Genomic DNA, 21,046 nt, shown 5'->3' on the forward strand with positions numbered 1-21,046 from the left:
TGTCATTCTGAGTCCCCGATTTATCGGGGGCGAAGAATCCCTCCAATTCGCAAACGCAACGTAACTCGTGCTTCAGTCCGCGACTTTGTAAGGGCTAAGCATTTAAGGTGGGTTTTTATTCTAAAACCCATCCCCCCGACCTCCTTCCCTTTAAAAAAAGGAAGGGGGAGTTTTAATCTTTGCTTTGTAAAATTTGATTTCTAAATGATCATCTACTAAATCGTTTGGGATTGCCCTGTAATTAGGCAGCTTAAAAATTTTCGAACGCTAAAATGCTAGATTTTTAATGTAAGTATTCTAAGCATAAGTAAATAAAATACAGCAACGATTTTGAGAATTGAAATGTTAACAATGGTTAAAAAATGAATTTTGTATTTTATTCACGGTTGCTTATATTTATTGAAATTGATTAATTATTAATCAAATTGGTTTTATGAATAAAATTTTGTTATTAGAAACAGAAGACAAAAAAAATGTACAGATTTTGAAAGAATTCTGTCAAAATCTATCACCTTTATTAAATATTAAAGGATTTTTAACTAATGAGCTAGAAAAAGAGCAACAATTGCAGGTTCAGCTGCTGTCACAAAAGTCAGTAAATTTCTTACTTAATTTGAAAGAAAGAGAAGAAAAAGTAAAAGAAAATTTACAAAGTCAGATTGAAAGGTTTATTTTTGAGCTTAGTGTGTTTGAAATGGTTGATATTTTTTTATTGGACAAATTAGGGGTACTGGAACCCTTCAGTCCGAGATTACGGCAGCAAATTATTACCGTTTTCCATTCGCGCATACCCGTAATTGCTTTGGCTCATCAGCGAGATATGAAAAAATTAGATTATCTATTGGAACACATTCCGGTTAAAATTCTAAAGTCGAACGAATTGAATGAGCAGGATATGTTTTCTAATTTGATCAGGGAATTGTATGACCTTTAAAAAACTGACACGCAAACAAATCGCAGAAATATTGAGCATTTTAGAAAAACGGTACAACGGGGCGCAAACAGCTCTTAAATTTAAAACACCTTTTCAGTTGTTGATCTCTACCATGCTGGCAGCCCAGAGTACCGACAAACGGGTAAATATCGTTACAGAACAATTGTTCAAAGACTACCCTGATGCCCACTCCATGCGTCAGATGAGCGAGCAAGAACTACAGGAATATATTAAAACGGTCGGATTGTACAAGGCCAAAGCCAGAAACATTTTGCAGGTCAGTCACATTCTGGACGAACAATACAATGGAGACATTCCAGCAACCAGAGAAGAATTGATGGCCTTGCCGGGCGTGGGCCGAAAAACGGCCAATGTAGTGTTAAGCATTGCTAAAGATGTTCCTGCTATTGCCGTTGACACACATGTGTTTCGTGTTAGCAATAGGATTGGCCTGGCGCAGGCCAGGGATGTATGGAATACCGAAAAACAATTGATGGAGAATATCCCGCGGAAAAAGTGGTCGCAGGCCCACCACTGGTTAATCTGGCACGGCCGGGAAATTTGCAAAGCGCGAAAACCCCTATGTGATTCCTGCCCCATTCGCCACTTATGTTTGTATTATTCCAAACAAAAGATCGAAAAATCATAGCATTGCAAAAAACAAGACCTCACCATTTTTGGATACCTGGTAGAGTGCAAGATCCTGGCATGGCGCTGGCCCCTGCCCTCTGCTAAAAACAAAACAGACGTCGCTATTTCAAATCCGTATTTAAAATCTGATCCAGTTGGTTGGCAAAATTTTCGCGGTCTTTGTGCGACAGTCTGGAAGGCCCGGAAGTGTTTAAACCGCTGCTCCTCAAATTATCCATGAAATTTCGCAAGGAGAGAAAGTATCCTATGTTTTCAGACGTGTAAAGTTGTCCTCTGGGATTAAGGGCCAGTCCTTGCTTCTCAATAATCCGGGCTGCCAAAGGAATATCTGCGGTAACCACCAGGTCTTCGGCGGTCATGTTTTGCACGATGTAGGCATCGGCCACATCTAAGCCTCCGGCAACCTGAATGAACTCCAAAAAAGGCGATTTGGGGAGTCGTAAAGGTTGATTGGCAACAAACAACGTTTTGATGTGAACGCGTTGTGCAGCCCGGACAATGATGTCCTTGATGGGACGAGGGCAGGCATCGGCGTCAACCCAGATTTGTGGTTTCTTGCTCATTTTTAAAAGGCGGTAATCAAAGCTACACCAATAAACGTAATGGAATGTGCAAATTTAATGTTCTTAGCGGATTTTAATTTTATACTTGGCTTTAATTTTTAGTTTCATCTTAAATTCCTTCTATTTAATAATCTGTCTGCAAAATCGTTAATCTTTTAATCCATTTCATTGATTCTCATCACAGGCCTCACGAATTGTGACCATGGTTACATTTTCGTTTGCGAGTGGCTAAACTTTAAGATTGGAATCATTTTTGAGCAAAAAGTTACATTCTTTTTTGAAAGCGCAGGGAGGAATGAACTTGGAAATGACAGAAAATTTCCTTACAATAAATAAGTAGTTTTATTTTGAGGGCAGATCGATGCGCAAATCTTTTTTATTGATGATAATAATGGCAACCTTGTTGGCCTGCAATACCCAACATTATGATGTAATCATTCATCATGCGACCATTGTAGATGGCAGCAGTGCGCCAGCTTACAATGCGGAGATAGCTATTCGAAAGGGCAAAATTGTAAAAATTGCCAGCAAAATTGCAGATACCGCTCCGGTTGAAATCGATGCTTCAGGGAAGGTGGTCAGTCCGGGGTTTATTGACATGCTTTCCTGGGCTTGCGGTCCCATTCTTTATGATGGGTCTGTTCCCAGTGTGGTTAGGCAGGGTATTACCACAGCCATCTTTGGTGAAGGCTGGTCGATGGGCCCCATTAATCAAAATGTGAAACGAGCGCTCAAACACTGGTGGCAGGAATATCATATTGATTACGGGTGGAACACCCTGCACGACTACTTGAAACGCGTTGAAGAAAGGGGCAGCGCCATTAACATTGCCTCTTACGTGGGAGCCACCACTTTGCGCCTTTACGTGATTGGTTTTGAAGATCGTCCGCCCAGCAGAGAGGAAATGCAAAAAATGAAAGAGCTGCTGCGCCATGAAATGGAAAATGGAGCACTGGGTCTGGCCAGCAGCCTGGTTTACGCGCCTGCCTTTTACGCCTCTACCGAGGAACTCATCGAGTTAGCTAAGGTCGCCGCTGAATATGGTGGAGTTTATGCCAGCCATATTCGCAGTGAAGGGGCACAGCTGATTCCGGCAGTCAGGGAATTTATTGAAATTTGCCGCAAGGCCCATATTGCCGGTGAATTGTATCATTTTAAAGCAGCCGGAAAAGAAAACTGGTCAAAGCTGGATAGCGCTATTGCCCTGATTCGTCAGGCTCAGGCAGAAGGATTGCGCATTACGGCTGACATCTATCCCTACCGGGCCGGAGCCACCGGTTTACGGGCTATGATTCCCCCATGGGCCAAAGAAGGCGGTGATTCTGCCATGGTGGCCCGCCTTAAAGACCGTGAGATTCGGCAAAAAATTAAAGCAGATATTCTGGAAAATTCCGGGGCCTGGGAGAATTTTTACATGTTAGCCGGCGGAGGTGCCAACATTCTTATCAGTTATTTGTCTCCCCGGAACAAACGTTTTCAGGGGTTAACCATTGAGGCATTGGCCAAACAGATAAATAAAGACGAATTGGAAGCGGTGTTTGATTTATTAATTTCTGAAAATGGCGGAGGCGGTGGAATCTATTTTCTAATGTCTGAAAAAAATATTGTTAAAAAGATGAAGTTGCCGTGGGTTTCGTTCTGTACCGATGAGGACGCCTATCGTCCGCAAGGCCTAATGGCTCAGAGACATCCGCATCCCAGGGCCTATGGCACTTTTCCACGCATTTTAGGAAAGTATGTCCGCCAGGAAGGCGTGTTAACATTGGAACAGGCAATCCACAAGATGAGTGGCTTACCTGCCAGGGTTTTAGGCCTGGCAGACCGAGGGGAGATAAAAATCGGCAAGGCCGCCGATGTGGTTATTTTTGATCCTGAAACCATACAAGATAAAGCGACCTATCTGCAGCCCCATCAATTTCCGGAAGGGATTGAATGGGTGTTGGTCAATGGAAAGGTAGTCGTCAAAAATGGAGATATATTAGACAATAAACCAGGACGTGCCCTGTTTAAAAAATGATGACAGAGCGATTTACAGTTGCCCCCTTAAAAATACGTCCGTTAAAAGATTTGTCCCATTAGCGTGCAAGAATGTACTACTGTCTGCTTTAGGGCGTAATGCATTGTAGATTATGTCTGCGAATAGCTGCGAAAAAGTCGAAATAAAAAATTGCCTTTTTGCTGCATTAAACGGTGCTGAGAATTCGTGTGTGCATTCTCCTTTTAAAAGTGTAAAGGGGAAGCTTCTGAATTCAATAATTTTAAAAAATAAAATTTGAACTTTTGTAAAAGTTGATCGTACAAAAAACCTATTAAAAATTGAACAGTGTATTAAAGGTTCAATTGAGTCAGACGAATATTGTGAGTGAAACGCATAGCTCCTCCTCCCAAAGGGTTGGTGTAAGAACTGCACCGACCCTTTTTTTTGCGCTTTATTCTTAAATTATCTAAAATATTGACCAGACTTTTGCAAATAAGAAAAACAGATCCAAGTATTGGTGATGAGAGATGTTTTTTATTCCAAAAATTTCTCATCTTACGTTGGAGTAGGATGCCCCTTATATTTAAAATTTGCAGAAGGCTAAAATTGACTATTAAAGGAGGGCAGGAACATGCTGCGTAATATGTTAATTCGCTTGTTTATTAATGCCGCGGCCCTGTGGTTCACCGATCTTCTATTTGATGGAATTTGGTTTGAGAGCACCGGAGCTCTGGTGGGCGCGGCCATTGTTTTTGGCATATTGAACACCTTCATTAAACCCGTTTTAATAATTTTTACCCTACCCATCAATCTACTTACCCTGGGTCTGTTTACGCTGATCATTAATGGCATAATTCTGGAGTTAACCGATTTTTTTGTGGACAGTTTTCATATTTCCGGTTTTGGGGTGGCCATCCTGGGAGCCATTGTCATCAGTATTGTAAGCGTAATTTTGCAATCTATTCTAAGGGAAGATTAATGGCCTGTTCATTTTACCTTAAATTCCCAGACCCCATCCCAGTCAGGTCCTGGAGGATTTAAGGAAAAAAAGTGACAGCGTTTAATGTACAACTCACTGGGGCCATCGGCTGGCACCAGGCGCAAACATTGCTCAAAAAATTCTCTGGCCAGGTCCCATTGCTGCAAACGGTAGGCGATCAATCCCTGATTAAACAAATCGAGCATTTCCATGAACTGGTCGGAATAGGTGGTTTCTATGGGACCGATCAGTTCGTACACCTGAACAGGTTTGGTTTTGCCCTTGACGCGGATTAAGTCTAATGGACGAAAAATAAAGTCGTCTTTAACCGCTTCGTAGGTAAAATTACTGACCATAATCTTGGTATTATAGGCTTTATTGGCCCCTTCTAACCGCGCGCCCAGGTTCACATGGTCGCCAATCACCGTGTAATCAAACACGGTTTCTGAGCCCATGTTTCCCACGATGACTTCGCCGGTGTTGATGCCGATTCTTGTCTTAAATAAAGGTTTATTTTGTTCCTGCCAGCGTTTGCACAATTTCTTTAGCTCCTGTTGCATTTCCAGAGCTGCCAGGCAGGCCGCTTTTTGATGGCCTTCGAAGTGTACGGGCACACCAAATTCCGCCATAACGGCATCGCCTTCAAATTTATCAATAATGCCATTGTGTTTAAGGATGCAATTAGTCATGGCTGTCAGATATTCATTTAACTGGTTAACCAGCTCGCCCGGAGGGAGTTGCTCGGAAAGGGTTGTAAAACCGGCAATATCAGAGAACAAAACCGTAACTTCCCGTTCTTCGCCTCCTAAGGCCAGTTTTTCCGGATGGGCAATAATTTCCTGAATTAATTTTTCCGGAACGTAATGAGAAAAAACGCCTTTTAGCATGCGCTTTTCTTGCTGGGCAAGAATGTATTGGTAAGTGACCTGGCTGATAAAGCTGAATAAAATGACCAGTACCGGTGTCACGACCGGTAACACGTGATGGCCTTTCGCAAAAAAAAGTAGCGCAGCGGTCAGGTACAAAGAAGACAGTAAAACAAAAAAGATCAGATTTAAAAACGTAGCATATTTGCGCACAATGATTAAAATAAAAAGCGCAAAGAAGACATTTAAAATAAAAATCAGCCAGGGATTGGCCTTGCTGATAAAGTTTTGATCCAGAATAGATTGCAAAGCGTTGGCATGGATTTCAACTCCTGGCATTTCAATGCGCGTTTTCTCGCCCTTGTCAGAAGTTTGTTGCAAAAATGGCGTGGGAAAATTATCGTGCAGCTCCGGCATGGTTGAGCCAATTAAAATGATTTTATTCTTAAGGTCCCCAGAATAGAGCAGGCCGGGGGGGATGCCGAGGGTGGAATCGCCCGGATCGTCAAAGGCATCGATATCGTATTCTTCAACCAGGTCCACCTCAGAATCATCCAGTATGTTGTCAAATGAAAAGTATGGAAAATGAAAAGCCGGGCCGTAAAAATTGATTAACATGTTGTTGTGATCGAACTTGGGAATATGAATGCCATTAAGCTGAACCAACGCTTTCTGATTAATGACATCAACATAGGAGCCTGTTTGATCTTTAAGAAAGAGCTGAGCCATTTTGACGGCAAACGAGAGTAGAGAGGTATCCTGTGTTTGCGCGATTAAAGGATACCGGCGATAAAAACCATCTACATCGGCCTGTAATGAGACAATGCCCCAATGATCCGGGTTGGCTTTGATGAATTTTTCGTAAGGGGGCAGAATTTCAACGGTGGAAATTTTCCCCTGTCGTTGTCTTATTTTGCCGGCTAAAACAACGTTGTCATATCTTTTTAGAACATGGGCCAGAGAATCGTCATTCTGTGGATTGTACCAATCTGGTTGATCAAAAATGACGTCCAGGCCGATTACGGCAACCCCAGCTTTTTCCAGGTTTTCGATGACATGGGCAAAGTAAGAACGCGGCCACGGCCAGCGGTACGGGGTAGAAAGATCAGATTGATCGTCGATAGCAATAATTACAATGGGCGAACCGGAAACAGGGAGAGCTCCTCTTAGCTGAAAGCGCAAATCCAGAAATTTTAGCTCAAGGGTCTGAAATATGCTGGAAAGGCTCAAGAAATAGGCGAGCAGAATCGAAATGAAAAACAGGGAAAAGATGACTCTTTTTTTGGGTTCCGGTTTTAGAATTTTCATGATTCAAAATCAAAAATAGAGTTCATACCTTGTGGAGAAGATGGAATCTTTGTAATTACGAAAATGGCCATAGTTGATGTAATCATAACGCAGATGTAGATTCCCCAATTTTTTTGTTCTTAAATAAAACCCAGCGCTGTAATTTTGCCTTTTGTAAGCGGTAGAAAGGGCAGAATTGTTAATGTTCTGAAAATTTCCACTGACAAAGGGTTTTAGCTGGCTGTGAGCGATGAAATTATTAATGGTCATCTCTAACCCCACGGCATAGCGTGTAATGTCATTGGTCGTTTTTACATCCAGGGCGCCAAATTCGCTGGCGCTCTTGGAATAGGAAAAGCGCGTAACCAGATTGTGTGGAAGTTGGTTTTTTAAGCCTACTGTAAAAAGATTGTACTGGGACTGGGAGATTTTGTAAACATCATCACGCAGAAAACGATTTACACTGGCAGAAATTGTGTTTTTAATGACTCCGGCATTGAATTGATAGGAACCGGAAAGCCCGATGGATTGAGTGGCATTATCTTCAGGCAAGAGAAGCGAATCATCCGGAGCAATGTCATTTTTACGGCTGTAGTTAATATAGGTTAACGACACAGAAGGCAGATTGCTCAAAGGCATTAAGGAGATCGAAGCGCCAATATCTGTGCTCGACGTTTTAGCCGAATCCTGAGATATATTGGTCTGATAAATATTGTAAAAGATATTCATGAAAATGCGATTGTCAAAAAAGCGCAGGTAATCATTAACAAAAATGCCCGAAAGGTCCTTTTGCAGGAATGGATTCCCAGGCGTGAAATAATCGGCGTCGATGTTTTTGTAAGACAACAGCAGGTTGTTATTAAAATAGTTCAAACGGGCATCCACATTAATGGCCAGGCGTGGCAAAGGGGCCAACCCGGGCGTGAGTGTTAAGAATCCGGGCTTGGTAAATAAATCCACTACACGTCGGGCCAGCTTTTTATCGGATTCACTCAATTCAAGTGTTGTGGCCAGAGTATCAAAATCGATTTCGCCTTCGGCATCCACATTTTTAATGCTGGCCTGGACGCTGCCGTGGACCTGAATACGGCGATTGTGGAAGTTTAGATCTAACGAACTACCCAGTACCAGGTATTGTTTAGGGTTCCCACCGTATTGAATGGAGTTCGGCACATCCTTGCCATTGACCAGGTTTAAGGCCCAGCTGACATGACTACCAAAGTTAAACTGAGGGCGAATGCTGCGAAAATCTTGTTTAAAGGTCCCGGGAAATAAAACCTTTTGAGGATCATCAGGGTCAGCGCTGCCCTCGATGGCGCGCATAGATTGGCCCTGGGTGTAGTCCAGGTTGAAGTATTTGCTAAACAGACCTACGCTCAGGCCACGGATGCGGCGCCCCTGTAAAACCAGCGGATCGTAATCAGGGAACACATCACCGCCCCACAAATACAGAAAATATCTGTAGGAAAACTGATATTTTAAACGGGCGGAGTAGATGTTCAATGGTTGTCGATCGGGGCTTTCGTTGGAATTTATCATCAATCGCGTGTCTAATTGAAATTTCTGGTAGCCCAAATTGAGGCGCAGGCCGCCGCGGGTGTAATTCAAGTTGTTCTGGGCAATGGTTTGAACACGATTGTCTAAAAACAGAGATCCTTTGTAGCTAAAGGCCTTGTTGTTTGAGGGAATATCGCTGATTCGGAACTGAAATTGTTTTTGTCCGACCAGAATGCCATCCGGGTTGTACACTTTAAAGCTGACCAGATGCTGGCCGCTGCGCACTGAGCCGGGCACAAAGGAGATGACATGGCCTTCCTGCTGCAGCCGGGCTGACTGATCGATGCCATCGATGGTAATGCGATAGGTCCAGTCCTGCGGGTTTTCGATGTCCAGCGGAATGGAAAAAGAGAGGAAGACTTCATCCGGGTCTAGAACTTCGTTCTCTTCAGGAGAAATCAGATTGACCTCGATCTTTGTAATAGATTGTTGCTGGCGGGCTGGTAAAATTTCTGTTTCGTAATACTGGGTGTATGGCGCGCCATCGGGAAAGGTTGTTAAGCGACCATTGCTTTCCTGCAGTGCAAAATAGTACTGCACTTTGCCAGGCGGTAGCTGATCGGTGGGTATTTCAGCAAAGTAGTTAAAGCCATCGCTTTTCATGGGCAGAGGTCGAAAATTAAATTGACCAAGCATTCGGTAGTACACAGTTGGAGGAAAGGCAGATGACTCTAACCCAAAAGGCTGAAGTTCCAGACGCAGCTTTTCTCCTTTTAGAACCGTTGATGGGGGCTGATGGTAAAAACTACCGGCCCAGAGCAAAGAGATCATTGAAAAAAAGATTAAAAGAAAAAATTTTCTGGCTTTCATAATGCCCCGCTATTTATTTTTTTTACGGAGTTTAAATTTTAACTGTTTAATATTGCCCTCGGCGTCCTCAAATTCTAAGCGGAATTCATCAGGATTTTCTTCTTTCTCTTCCATCATGGGTTTTTCGCCTTTTTTGGTTTTGCGCACAATGGGCTTGCTGTTTGGCGATTTTACAATACCGGTCATGCCCGCTTTTAACAGGGCTACCCCTCGCCCGTTGGAGATTTCGACCACGCCTTCCTCGCCAAAGTAATAGGTGGCTCCCTTGTATTGCTGTTGAACCCAAAATTTCGTTCCTTTAACCGAAGCGACAGAGGTAGGCGTGCTGACGCGGTAATCGCCTTTGTTTTTGAAAACACGATTAAAAATAGAACCCAATTCCAGAAAGATATTTTTACTCAACGACTTTTTCTTCTTTTTACCTTCAAAACGGCAAAAGGAATTGGCCTGAATGCGCACCACCCCGCCGTTATCAATAAATTTTACAATAGCGTAGCTTTTATTTTTAGTTAAAATCTTCTGGTTGTTGTAGATTTTTGTTCCACGGCGCGCCAGCTTCCCTTTTTTACTGTTTTCCGGTACTAAAAAAACTTTACCTTTTGCTTTGATTACAATGGCGATCGGTTCCCTGGCTGCCTGCAGGGGCCGGGAGGTTATGGTCAAGGCAATCGAAAGGGCTAATATTAAAAAGATGTACTTTTTCATAATCACTCCGGGTTAAGGTTCAGGGGCCTGAAATTCCAGGAGTTCAAAGGATTTCCCCCGATAGCCGTTCAGAATATTAAAGAATTGGCTAATGGAGATCTCTTCCCCATTGTAATGAATACGTTTTAAGGTGGAGCCTTTCAAATTTTCCTTAACTTCGCTAATCGAGGGACCCAGCATTTGCTCCAGAAACCGCCATAGTTCATCCTGAGCCAGCTGATCCTGTAAATTGGAACCTTGTTCTGGATTTACTAATTTGAATTGCCAGATTTCGCTGTCCAGGAACTCTTCGCCGGACGAGGTGGCGATAAACATGCGCACCAGCCAGTAATAGGTTTTATTGTATTCCAGAGGAATGGCATCTCCGGATTGGGGGTATTGAATACTAAGTTGAGACGTACGCTCTGAAGTCCAGTTGGGCTGGCTGTTAATGATATCGTCAGAAGAAGCCATCATGTCTTTTTTTTCGAAAACCATGACCTGATATTCAGAGCCGTTTCCGGTCCACTGGAAAAGAGGGTAGGTGCTGAAAATGGTCGGAACCTGTGAAGAGCCTACCGGAGCTCCGGGTGCCACAGGGTTTAAATAACTCGGATTGGTGGCCTTTAGTAATATTTTTTCTTCTTTGGCTAAAGGTAAACTTTGATCGAGTTGTTTTAACTCAATACTCAACAGATAGACCCCCACCGGCACTTTGCCGGAAGCCAGAATGTCCTGTTTGAGTGATTCCACTTCGGGACTCAGGTCGGTCTGGTCGAAATGGACTTCGGTGTTTTTGTCCTGACCAAAACGGTAAGAGCCGCTGGAAAGTGTAAGATTGGAGATAACATCGCTTTGAAAATCAGCGGGAATGTCAAAAGGTTTAGAGATGGCTTCCACCAGAAGTTGATTATCTTTAAACAGACGAATTTCAAAATAACAGCGGGGATATTCCTGATCTCTGTTCTTGGTAATGGTTAACTGAAACAGTTCTTCTGCAGTGCCAAAATTTTGGAAATCTATATCGGAAAGGTAAAGTGTTTGAATTTTTTCAGCATTTAAGATGGTCAGTTCAAGGGTAAAGTCATTGCTGATGTTCTGGGCAACTGCAGGGAATGCCAGGAAAACGAGGCCTGAAAACAGGCTGACTAAATGTTTGATCACATTCCCTCCTCAGATACAGTATCTTCTTTATTTAATTTGAAAATAATAAATTAAAGTCCTGTGTCAAGCAAAAATCGGAAAAACGCCCTACTTATTGATTTAAAACAAGTGAATTGATTCAATAATTCCGCTAACCAGACTGGTAAATTTTTCTTTTACGCGATTGGCTGTTTCCGTTACTTCGTTGTGTGAAAGTTTTTGATCGGTGATTCCGGTGGCGAAATTGGTAATACAGGAGATGCCGATAACTTTCATGCCGGCCTGTACGGCGGTGATTACCTCGGGCACGGTTGACATGCTGACTGCATCGCCTCCGAACTGGCGAATCATGCGCACTTCAGCCGCGGTTTCGTAGGAAGGCCCGGTGGTAACCCAAAGTACGCCGTGTTTCAGAGCAATGCCCCGCTCTAACGCTATCTGATCAATTACATCATAATACTGCCTGGTGTACACATCGGACATGTCCGGAAAGCGGGGCTGACCAAATTCCAGTGGCCCCCGCAAAGGATTCTGGAACAGGAAGTTAATGTGGTCTGTAATCAGCATCAAATCTCCGGGTTGCAAGCGCGGATTGGCAGAGCCGGCGGCGTTGGTGACAATTAACAACGGTACACCGAGCATTTGCATGATGCGCACGACAAATGAAACATCTTGAATGGAGTAGCCTTCGTAAAAATGGGTTCGGCCTTTTACAGCCAGGACGCGTACACCGGCATGTTTGCCAAAGACCAGCGCCCCTGCGTGTCCCTCCACGGTGGATCTGGGATAATGCGGAATGGAGGCCGTAGGAATTACCACCCGTTCATCCAGAGTATCGGCAAAAGGCCCCAGGCCGCTACCTAAAATAATGGCCAGCTGGGGCTGCATGTCGGTGAATTGTTTAATATATTCAACAGCTTCTGTTACTTTTTCTTTCAAGACCAACTCCCGTGTTTATTTAAATTCAATCCGAAAAGGCATTAAGGCCAGTGGCTTATTTTGCCATTCCGTTAACATCTTTTCAATCTGTCTGAACGAAACCAGGAAGCGATTTTTATTTTGCGAAACAAGCGCCGCCACATTACTGAAAATTTCATTAAATATGGATTTTTGTTTAGGATAATAGATCAAACGTACGGATTCCTCCTGAGGGATGTTCAGAATTTTTTTGGTTAGATCAATGGCTGTGTAAAAGGTTCCAAGGGTATCGACCAGGCCATTTTCAAACGCCTGGGCTCCGGTCCAGACACGACCACGGGCCAATTGTTCGGCCTGTTCAAAGGACATGTGGCGGGCATCGGCCACCTTTTGTACAAAATCGTGGTAAAAACGGGCAATGATTTTTTGGATGATGCTTTGTTCTTCTTTGCTCCAGGGACTTAAAACCGAAAACAGGTCTGCATTTTGACCCTTTTGCACTGCTTCTACATTCAGGCCCAGTTTTTGGTAAGTGCCATTAAAATTAAACTTACCGGCAAAAATACCGATCGAACCTACCAGGCTGTTTGGGTTAGCTACGATTGAATCTGCAGCCATGGCAATGTAATAGCCACCGGAAGCGCCCAGGTCGGAAATGGTGGCAATGACCGGTTTTTTCTTTTTGGCTTCCCGAATGGCCTGCCAGATGGCTGCCGAGGGGAGGGATGCTCCTCCCGGACTGTCAATCCTTAAAATAATAGCCTTAATGGATTTAGTGCGTGCGGCCCGCTGGAGGTCTTTAATGATGGTTTTGGCGCCTAACATTTTGCCTAAAAAGGGCATTTCGCTTTCCGAGCCGCCGTAAATGGTTCCGATGCAATTGATGACCGCGATGCGGCTTTTATTGCGAATTTTTAAAGAACTGATAGGCACCTGGGCGTAGGTGGTGGCCGACAGGCTCCGGATGTGTCGCTGCTTTTGCTTCAACTGTGAAGTTAGTTCTGTGTAATAGGCAAGACGATCGACCAGGCCCACCGTTTTAGCCTCTTTTGCCGAAAAGCCGCTTACCGTGTTAATCAGATGTTCAACTGTTGAACGCGAAATTTTTCTGCTTTGCTGAATGGTGTTTACAATGTCATCGTAATATTGGTCGATAACTTCTTGCAGAACCTGGCGGTGGAACGGGGACATGGCATTTCGCGTGTACACGTCCGGGGCGTTTTTGTATTCTGCAATCCGTAAAAACTGAGCCTGTACGCCAATTTTTTGGAAAAAGTCTTTGTAAAAGGTGACCTCGCTGCGCACACCGGTCAAAAACAGGCTGGCATCCGGAGGCATGATGATGGAATCGCAGGCACAGGCCAGGTAATAATCTCTGGTAAACGAAAAGTCAGCGCCCAGGTAAGCGTAAACTTTTTTTGAGCTCCGGGCCCGAAAGGTTTGCAGCATGGAATACATTTCTTGCAATTGAGCAAATCCGCCGTCAAAGAGTTCGGGCCGAATAATAACGGCTTCAATTCTTTTGTCAACTGCCGCTTTTTCTAAATTTTCGCGAAATTTCTTGAGGTCCAGAGGGCTTTTGCCCAGAGCTTCCTCCAGCGGGTCCGGGGCTAGGTAGTCGGGCATGGGCCCGCTTAAGGCGAATTCCAGAAACGCGTGCGCCGGAATATCGGGAGAAGTGTCGATGGCCAGGCTGAAAATGAGAAAAGCGCCCGAAACAATCAAAATCAGGCTAAGCAAAAGGGCTAAAAATACCTGAAAAAAAATCTTCATGTTTTATCCTCATTGTAAAGAGATCAAAACACCCGCAATGGTGGCGGTCATGAATGTAGCCAGGGTACCGCCTAAAACGGCTTTGAGACCGAATTTAGCCAGATCGCTGCGCCGGCGTGGCGCAATTCCTCCAATACCTCCGATCTGAATGGCAATGGATGAAAAGTTGGCAAATCCACACAAAGCGTAGGTGGAAATGATGATGGCTTTTTCACTTAAAATGTGTTGTGGGATGAGTTTGGAAAGATGCAGATAGGCAATAAACTCATTTAATACCACTTTTTCGCCGATTAAAGATCCCACGTTGATGGCGTCGTGCCAGGGCACGCCTATAATCCAGGCGATAGGGCTGAGCACATAGCCTAAAACCAGCTCAAGAGAAACGGGCTGACCGCCCTGAACAGTAATGCCCAACATGTTGGTAAAAACGCCTTCTAAAATCCAGTTGACCATGGCGATTAAGGCAATAAAGGCCAGTAACATGCCGGCCACGTTAAGCGCCAATTTTAAACCATCGGCTGCCCCGGTGGCGGCGGCTTCAATGACGTTAACCGAAGTACGTTCAATGGGCACCTTTACCTCGCCCATGGTTAGAGATTCTTCGCGTTCGGGCAGCAAAATCTTGGAGATAACAATGGTAGCCGGCGCGGCCATAATGCTGGCCGACAGCAGGTGTTTGGCGTAAAATAGCTGTTGTGCCGGATCGCTTCCTCCCAAAAGGCCGACATAAGCGGCCAGCACCCCGCCGGCAATGGTTGCCATACCGCCGATCATTAAGGTTAACAATTCGGATTTGGTCATGGGATCCACATAAGGGCGAACTACCAGCGGCGCTTCTGTTTGGCCAATAAACACATTAGCTGCTACCGAAATGGATTCGGCGCCGCTGACCTGTAGCGTTTTAGCCATAACCCAGGCCATGCCCTGTACAATCTTTTGCATGATGCCCAGATGGTAAAGCACGGACATCAATGAGGAAAAGAATATGATGGTGGGCAACACCTGAAAGGCGAAAACGACCCCAACGCCTTTTAATTTGAGTTCAGGTGGGAAGGCCTGCTCAAGGGTCGCCTGGTCAGCCAGGACCCCAAAGACAAAACGGGAACCTTCGTTGGTAAAGGAGATGATCTTAACAAAAAACTGTCCGATCCAGTTGAAAACGGTAGCGCCCCAGGGCGTAAGCAACACAAACATGGCAAATAAAATCTGCAATAAAATACCAAAAACAACCTGCTTCCAGTGAACATGTTTACGATCACCGGAAAAAAGAAAGGCAATGCCGATCAAAACAGACAGGCCTAAAATGCCAAACAGAATGTCCAGAATATGCGACAACATTTATTTCTCCTTTTCTTCCTCTTCTTCAGGCGGGTAAAAGCAATTACGACAACGGGCTTCGTAAATATCCGAAGCGCCTACTACAACCTTATCCTTTTGTTTAGTTTTTCGAAACGTATGGTTGGCGGGATTTCCACACACCACACAGATGGCGTGTGTTTTGGTAATGTATTCGGCCACAGCCAACAATTGCGGAATGGGTTCAAAAGGTTTACCACGGTAATCCTGATCGAGTCCGGCCACGATGACGCGCTTGCCCATGTTGGCCAGCTTTTGACAAATGTCCACTAAGGAATCATCAAAGAACTGGGCTTCATCAATGCCCACGACCTGCGCCTCCAGCGCTTTTTCCAGAATTTCCTGCGGTTTTTCAACTACAATGGATTTTATCTTTTGCTGATCATGGGAGACGATTTCGGTGGTGCTGTAGCGCGTGTCGATTTTAGGTTTAAAGATAGCCACTTTCTGGCGGGCAATCATCGCCCGGCGCAAGCGGCGGATTAATTCTTCGGTTTTTCCGCTAAACATGCTTCCGCAAATCACTTCAATCCATCCCGTGTGTCGATGAACCACATGCATCATAGTCGAATCAGGCCTCCAAATTTATTTTTTCTTGTTGCAATAACATCGAACGAATTTTAGTGGTCAAAATATCAATGGCTACCAGGTTTTTTCCGCCTCTGGGGATGATGATGTCGGCGTAGCGCTTAGAAGGTTCAATGAACTGAAAGTACATTGGACGCACTGTGTTCTGGTATTGGGTAATTACCGATTCTACGCTCCTTCCCCGTTCTTCAATGTCGCGTTTTAAACGGCGAATGAAACAGATGTCCAGCGCCGTATCAATAAATACACGAATGTCCATCAGCTCGCGTAGTTTAGGTTCATTTAAAACCAAAATGCCTTCCAGGATGATGATGGTGTGCGGACCTACGGTGCGCGTTTCTTTTAAACGGCTGTGTGTTTTGTAATCATAAATGGGATGCGCTACGGTTTTTCCCTGTAATAGTAATTTGAGGTGTTCGGCGAGCAAATCGTGATCAAAAGCATCCGGGTGGTCAAAGTTGAGTCCTGCGCGTTCGTCCAGCGGAATGTCGGACAGGTCTTTGTAGTAGGAGTCTTCCTGAATCAGAACCACCTTGTCAGAGCCCAACCGTTCAATGATGGTGTTGGCAACCAGTGTTTTGCCGGAACCAGAAGCCCCGGCAATACCGATCAGAATACCTTTCTTCATTTTTCTCCAAGATTTGAATCATCAAAAGCGTGTGGTAGTAGCTCTTTAAGTTTAAAAGTTTTAATTTCCTGGCCATTGGTTAAAATGACATCGATATCTGGCGCATAATCGAACAATAACTGCCGGCAGGCCCCGCAAGGCGGAGTGAAGGCGCCGTCACGGGCGGCAATGGCAATAGCCGTAAAATGTTCAATTCCTTCTGAAAGGGCTTTAGTCAAGGCCACGCGTTCAGCGCAAATGGTTAAACCATAGGAGCTGCTTTCTACATTAGAGCCGGTAATAATGCGCCCATCCTTAGTAAGCAGTGCGGCGCCTACCTGAAAATTAGAGTAGCGGGCGTGCGCAAATTTACGGGCCTGTCGCGCAGCTTCGACTAACTGTTTTTTTTCGTACTGTTCTCTTTTCATCATAAACTAATTTAAAAAGAAACTTGATAAAATAAAAACAAATATCCAAGGCAGCACAGCCGTAACCAAAAACATTTCTGCTGGAATTAAAGCAACCACAGAGAGCGCCGAGCAGTCATAAAGGACGCAAAAAAGTAATTTTAATTAAAAATTACGAATTACGAATTATTTTGTGAAACCGCAAGTTGTGCCCAGGCGGTTAAGGCCTGTGCCGGCATGTCATTCTGAGAATCACTTAAACTGTCAGTCAATTCCCAGGCGCAACGTAACTTGAGCTTCAGCTCGAGACTTTCTGCCATTCTTCTTCCCGATTTTCAAGGACAGGCCCGTCTGGCAGGAGCGGCCGGTTGGAGCGCAGCGGAAATCCCGAACCTCGGGGACGGGCCCGTCTGGCAGCACCAGCCTGACAGGCCCGTCTGTCCAGCTGCCCAGCCGGACAGGTTGATCGGGCCGAAGGAAGGGCAAAGCATTGACAAAGTGCGCAACAATTGCAAAATATCTTAACACATTAGGGTAAAACTCAGCAAGGCTGCACAATTTACTCCCCCTTCCCTTTATTAAAAGAAGAAAAGGGAGGCTGAGGGTTAGGACATTCAACAAAAAAATTTTCACATCCCGCTAAACGGGATTGATGTTTTGAAGAGGATATTCTTAAACCAGTTAAGGTGCCAAACACAGATTTGTTGCTTTTACCAATTTTTTGATAACTAGCTGTTTATTAAATCAGATTTTAAGATTGTTTGTATTTGTACAGCAGATTTTTGTATTTTCTTTTCTGGTCATAGTAAAATCTAAAGATGGGCCTGGTTTAGGGAGACATTATCCTTATAACCAATGGTTGTTTCAGCAAACCGGGAAACATGTGCACGAAACAGGCAGGAAAAAGGAATGAAAAGATCGATATTTGTTTTTTTGTTGTTGACTATGTTGTTTTCCTGGGCTCTGGGCACGGATGTGGTGGTCCTGTATTCCAACAATACTAATGGCAACCTGGAAAACTGTATATGACACTCTAAGCCCTATGGCGCTTTGGAGAAGCGCGCGACCGTAATCGACAGTGTACGCCGACTCTATCAACATGTTTTAACCCTGGATGCCGGCGATCTTTTTAAGAAAAGGCCACAACGGTGGCGACACGAACATATTGTGAAGGCATATCAGCTGATGCACTATGATGGGATTGCGCTGGGGGAAACTGATTTTGTTGAAGGACCAGAGTTTTTGATTACTCGACTATTTGCCCTGGGCAACATTGTCAATACCAATATCCAATACCTGGAATTGACCATTGGAAACCCGTACAAAATGTTTAGTTTTGATTCCATAAAAATAGGTGTTACGGCCATGTTTGATTCCAGCCTGGCCGGATTGTTGTGGGTTAAATCGAAGGGGAAATTTGCCTTTAAAAATCCGGTAAAAAGCGTGAAACCTGTGCTTAATATCCTTAAAGATTCCTGTGATTTTGTCATTTTATTAGCGCATGGTGATTTGCAGCGTACGCAGGAGATGATTAAGCAATTGCCTGCTGTGGATCTGGTTATTAATGCCCATTCCCAACAACTTTTAAGGCAACCTGTTCGGGTGGGCCAGACCTATCTTGTGCAAACCGATGGCAATGCCTTCCGTATGGGTAAAATTCTCTTACATTTTGAGAAAAGAAAACTCAGTGCGCTGAAAAATGAGATGATTTTGCTGGATGACCATATTGCCAATCATCCAAAAATGATGGAACTCATAGAGTTCTACAAAAAGGGGCCATCAAAAAGATGAAGGCCGAGGTCCATGGCCCTGTGTAAAAACAAAAAATCTGGAGGGAACGATGCGTAAAACATTACCTATTCTGCTTTCTTTACTGTTTGTTTACTCATTCACTTTTGCCGGCAAAAAACGTCCCATTACATTTGAAGACTTTTTTGCCTTAAAACGCATGCATTCAGTTACCATTAGTCCGGATGGGCAAAAAGTGGCTTTTTGTTTAACGACACCGAACATAGAAGAAAATACATTCAAGACGGACATCTTTTTGTATGACCTGGCAAAGCGGGAGATGCGTCAGCTCACCAGGTCAGCGGCTTCCAGCTCGCATCCCGTCTGGGCGCCTGATGGACAAACGCTCTTTTTCAACCGCTCGGGACAAATTTGGAAGATCAGCTTGCAGGGTGGCGAAGCACAGCAGGTGACTGATTTTGTGGCCGGCGCAGCCAATGCGGTATTAAGTCCCGATGGGCAAAAAATGCTTTTTAGCACGGAGGTCTATCCGGAATGCCAGACCGTGGAATGTTTAAAGCACAAGATCGATTCGGTAAAAAGCAGTAAAGTTAAAGCGCGCCTTATTGACCACCTGTTTTACCGCCACTGGAACCGCTGGCTGGATGGGAAGCGCTCCCATGTTTTTTTAGCTACGATCGATGGTAAGGTGTTGAAAGATGTAACACCCGGCGATTATGATACACCGCCACTGGATCTCGGAGGACAGCACGATTACGTTTTTTCGCCCGACGGTCAGGAGATTTGTTTTGTCCGCAATACGGATCCCATAGTGGCTGCCAGCACCAACAACGATCTGTTTATCTACGATCTTGCAAGCGGTAAAACAGAACGGCTCACCGAAAACAAAGGGAACGACAATAATCCAACCTATTCCCCTAACGGGCGCTATCTGGCGTACCTTTCCATGGCCCATCCCGGTTTTGAGGCCGACCGGCGGCGCATCATGCTTTTTGATCGGAAGAAGAAGACAACACGCGAATTAACAAAAAACTTTCCTTACTCGGTCAATGCCCTTTTCTGGCGCAATAACTCAGAGCTTTTCTTTACCTGTGCTGAGCAAGGTACCTACAGCATCTACAGGGTAGATATTAAAAAATCCAGAATTCGTGCGGTTTTAAAAGGGCACACGGTGGCCGATGTTCAACTGGTCGGTAAAAATAGGCTGATTTTTCGGGAACAGAACGAACGCATGCCGTACGAGCTTTTTACCTTCGATTTAAAGAAAAAGAACATTCAGCAGTTAACTTTTGTAAACCAGGCCATTCTAAAAGATCTGGAGTTGCCCAAACTTGAAGAGTTCGTTTTTATTGGGGCCAAAGGAGATAGTGTTCACGGGTACCTATTACGACCGCCCTTTTTTGAAGAAGGGAAAACATATCCGGCCATCGAATTGATTCACGGCGGGCCGCAGGGCGCCTGGGAGCGTGAATTTCATTTTCGCTGGAACTATCAGATGTTTGCTGCCCCCGGATATGTGGTGTTTGCCATCAACTTTCACGGCAGCAGCGGCTATGGACAGGAATTTACCAATGCGGTTTCCGGAGACTGGGGAGGCGCGCCATATCAGGATATTTTGATCGGCACACAATGGGTTTTTGAACATTTTCCCTTTATTGATCGGCAGCGTGTAGGCGCAGCCGGCGCTTCCTATGGCGGCTTTATGATTAACTGGATTGCCGGAGACGAACATCCCTTTAAATGTCTCGTTTCTCACGATGGTGTGTTTGAACAGGTGAGTATGTACGGCGCTACCGAAGAACTCTGGTTTCCGGAGTGGGAGTTTAAAGGCTCTCCCTGGGATGAGGGTTCGTTGTACCAGAAATGGAATCCGGCTGCTCCGGAACGTGTACGTCAATTTCATACGCCCATGCTCATCGTTCATGGGGAACATGATTATCGGGTGCCGTACACCCAGGGCCTGCAAATTTTCACGGCTTTACAACGCCAGGGCGTGGAATCCCGCTTGCTCTTTTTCCCTGATGAAGATCATTTTGTGACCAAACCACAGAATGCACGGCTATGGTGGAAAACGGTTCACGACTGGTTTAAAAAATTCTTAATGTAGTGGCAAAGGACCATACAGGTTGTTGATCCGAATGGGCCGGAAAAGTAACACGTTTTTAATTAAAAATAAAAACCGTGTGGTTCGGGCCC

At 44.6% G+C, this 21,046-nt stretch carries 18 protein-coding genes; 6 read left to right on the plus strand and 12 right to left on the minus strand.

Translation table 11 applies throughout. The annotated features are described in order from the left end of the window. Positions 1-433: 433 nt before the first annotated feature. Together ACWB0I_RS07755 and nth are read left to right on the plus strand one after the other, a co-directional pair. A complete protein-coding gene (locus ACWB0I_RS07755) occupies positions 434-934 on the plus strand; it encodes a nucleoside-triphosphatase (protein WP_479387484.1) in 501 nt (166 codons plus the stop codon). Further along, the gene (nth, locus tag ACWB0I_RS07760) at positions 924-1,583 is read left to right on the plus strand and encodes an endonuclease III (RefSeq protein ID WP_479387485.1); all 660 of its coding nucleotides are present in this window, start codon (positions 924-926) and stop codon (positions 1,581-1,583) included. Before ACWB0I_RS07755 ends, nth begins: the two co-directional genes overlap by 11 nt. A 103-nt stretch (positions 1,584-1,686) precedes the next feature. Here nth and ACWB0I_RS07765 read toward each other — a convergent pair whose 3' ends face one another. Next, positions 1,687-2,148, minus strand: coding sequence for a YaiI/YqxD family protein (locus ACWB0I_RS07765; protein WP_479387486.1), 462 nt, complete (start codon positions 2,146-2,148; stop codon positions 1,687-1,689). Between the two features lie 391 nt (positions 2,149-2,539). Between ACWB0I_RS07765 and ACWB0I_RS07770 the strand changes: the two genes are divergently transcribed. After that, positions 2,540-4,165, plus strand: a complete 1,626-nt coding sequence (locus tag ACWB0I_RS07770; protein WP_479387487.1) for an N-acyl-D-amino-acid deacylase family protein — start codon at positions 2,540-2,542, stop codon at positions 4,163-4,165. A gap of 592 nt (positions 4,166-4,757) precedes the next feature. Then, positions 4,758-5,105, plus strand: a complete 348-nt coding sequence (locus ACWB0I_RS07775) for a phage holin family protein (RefSeq protein WP_479387488.1) — start codon at positions 4,758-4,760, stop codon at positions 5,103-5,105. Between the two features lie 8 nt (positions 5,106-5,113). On the opposite strand, the gene ACWB0I_RS07780 is transcribed toward ACWB0I_RS07775, so the two are convergent. The 11 genes from ACWB0I_RS07780 to ACWB0I_RS07830 all read right to left on the minus strand — a co-directional run bounded on the left by ACWB0I_RS07780 (position 5,114) and on the right by ACWB0I_RS07830 (position 17,421). After that, positions 5,114-7,279, minus strand: a complete 2,166-nt coding sequence (locus tag ACWB0I_RS07780) for a CHASE2 domain-containing protein (protein ID WP_479387489.1) — start codon at positions 7,277-7,279, stop codon at positions 5,114-5,116. A 9-nt stretch (positions 7,280-7,288) separates the two neighbouring features. Then, the gene (locus tag ACWB0I_RS07785; RefSeq protein WP_479387490.1) at positions 7,289-9,625 is read right to left on the minus strand and encodes a hypothetical protein; all 2,337 of its coding nucleotides are present in this window, start codon (positions 9,623-9,625) and stop codon (positions 7,289-7,291) included. Positions 9,626-9,634: 9 nt separating this feature from the next. Then, positions 9,635-10,330: a FecR family protein gene (locus ACWB0I_RS07790; protein ID WP_479387491.1), complete on the minus strand. Its 696-nt coding sequence runs from the start codon at positions 10,328-10,330 to the stop codon at positions 9,635-9,637. Positions 10,331-10,342: 12 nt separating this feature from the next. After that, positions 10,343-11,473: a hypothetical protein gene (locus tag ACWB0I_RS07795; protein ID WP_479387492.1), complete on the minus strand. Its 1,131-nt coding sequence runs from the start codon at positions 11,471-11,473 to the stop codon at positions 10,343-10,345. A 99-nt stretch (positions 11,474-11,572) separates the two neighbouring features. Further along, positions 11,573-12,397, minus strand: coding sequence for a purine-nucleoside phosphorylase (locus ACWB0I_RS07800; protein WP_479387493.1), 825 nt, complete (start codon positions 12,395-12,397; stop codon positions 11,573-11,575). A 9-nt stretch (positions 12,398-12,406) separates the two neighbouring features. Next, positions 12,407-14,143, minus strand: a complete 1,737-nt coding sequence (gene sppA / locus ACWB0I_RS07805) for a signal peptide peptidase SppA (protein WP_479387494.1) — start codon at positions 14,141-14,143, stop codon at positions 12,407-12,409. 9 nt (positions 14,144-14,152) lie between these two features. Beyond that, positions 14,153-15,481 (minus strand): NupC/NupG family nucleoside CNT transporter, encoded by a 1,329-nt coding sequence (locus ACWB0I_RS07810; protein WP_479387495.1) that lies wholly within the window; start codon positions 15,479-15,481, stop codon positions 14,153-14,155. Then, positions 15,482-16,063 carry a thymidine kinase gene (locus tag ACWB0I_RS07815; protein WP_479387496.1) on the minus strand — a complete coding sequence of 194 codons (582 nt, stop codon included), beginning with the start codon at positions 16,061-16,063 and terminating at the stop codon, positions 15,482-15,484. It abuts the gene before it with no gap. 7 nt (positions 16,064-16,070) lie between these two features. Then, positions 16,071-16,715, minus strand: a complete 645-nt coding sequence (gene udk / locus ACWB0I_RS07820) for a uridine kinase (protein WP_479387497.1) — start codon at positions 16,713-16,715, stop codon at positions 16,071-16,073. Further along, the gene (cdd, locus tag ACWB0I_RS07825; RefSeq protein WP_479387498.1) at positions 16,712-17,125 is read right to left on the minus strand and encodes a cytidine deaminase; all 414 of its coding nucleotides are present in this window, start codon (positions 17,123-17,125) and stop codon (positions 16,712-16,714) included. Before cdd ends, udk begins: the two co-directional genes overlap by 4 nt. Positions 17,126-17,280: 155 nt before the next feature. Further along, positions 17,281-17,421 carry a hypothetical protein gene (locus tag ACWB0I_RS07830; protein ID WP_479387499.1) on the minus strand — a complete coding sequence of 47 codons (141 nt, stop codon included), beginning with the start codon at positions 17,419-17,421 and terminating at the stop codon, positions 17,281-17,283. A gap of 730 nt (positions 17,422-18,151) precedes the next feature. Here ACWB0I_RS07830 and ACWB0I_RS07835 point away from each other — a divergent pair. Continuing rightward, complete coding sequence (locus tag ACWB0I_RS07835) at positions 18,152-18,892, plus strand: bifunctional UDP-sugar hydrolase/5'-nucleotidase (RefSeq protein WP_479387500.1); 741 nt, start codon at positions 18,152-18,154, stop codon at positions 18,890-18,892. A gap of 49 nt (positions 18,893-18,941) precedes the next feature. Beyond that, entirely contained in the window at positions 18,942-20,957 is a 2,016-nt protein-coding gene (locus ACWB0I_RS07840; protein WP_479387501.1) for a S9 family peptidase, read from the plus strand. Positions 20,958-21,046 lie beyond the last annotated feature (89 nt).

Source organism: Caldithrix sp. (genome assembly GCF_056497305.1).